Raw genomic sequence first — 307 nt, forward strand, 5'->3', positions numbered from 1 at the left:
ATTCTTGTGAAAGATATCCACAATAGCTTCGGTGACATCGTCTTCAGTGGCTCGTTCTTGGGCGTCATAATAAAATGTACTTCTTGCGATTTGCAGGACGTCACACATTGCTGATACCGAGTATTTATCACGATTATTCTGGATGATAGTTACTTTCGTCCCATGATCAGCGCGGCTTGCTTTAAAATATCCACTTCCATTTTCAGACGCTGGTTCTCTTTTTGCAAAGCGATCAGCTCATTTTCTTCTGATGAGCGATTGTCCTTCTCTTTGAAGGAACCCGTCGCCTGAGCTTGTTTGATCCAGC

Annotated in this window: 1 pseudogene; it reads right to left on the reverse strand. The window is 43.3% G+C overall.

The features are described 5' to 3' along the window. Positions 1–307 (reverse strand): annotated as a pseudogene (locus QD47_RS33645) (IS3-like element IS655 family transposase); the annotation flags it as partial.

It is taken from the genome of Paenibacillus terrae (assembly GCF_000943545.1).
Taxonomy (GTDB): Bacteria; Bacillota; Bacilli; order Paenibacillales; family Paenibacillaceae; genus Paenibacillus; species Paenibacillus terrae_A.